General features: G+C 65.6%; 1 pseudogene. It reads left to right on the forward strand.

Annotated features, from left to right (window positions below):
- Nucleotides 1–21: 21 nt before the first annotated feature.
- Nucleotides 22–247, forward strand: a pseudogene (locus HMI57_RS18425) (hypothetical protein); the annotation flags it as partial.

Genomic DNA, 247 nt, shown 5'->3' on the forward strand with positions numbered 1-247 from the left:
GCCAAGGCCAACGTGCGCCTCATGAAAATTTCCCTGCCGCCCGGCGGCGACACGCCCTGGAAGCAGGGCCGCAACGCCATGGACGCCAAGCGCGTCGGCTCGGGCCTGCTGCTGCAGACCGCCGACAACTACGAGCTGCAACTGCCCGACGTGCACGTCGTCACCGTCAAGCAGCCCACGCAGGAAGAGATGCAGGACCTGCTGTTCGCCTGGAAGGTGGCCAAGTACGTCAAGAGCAACGCCATCG

Source organism: Arthrobacter sp. 260 (assembly GCF_013116745.1).
In the GTDB taxonomy this organism is placed as follows: Bacteria; Actinomycetota; Actinomycetes; order Actinomycetales; family Micrococcaceae; genus Arthrobacter_D.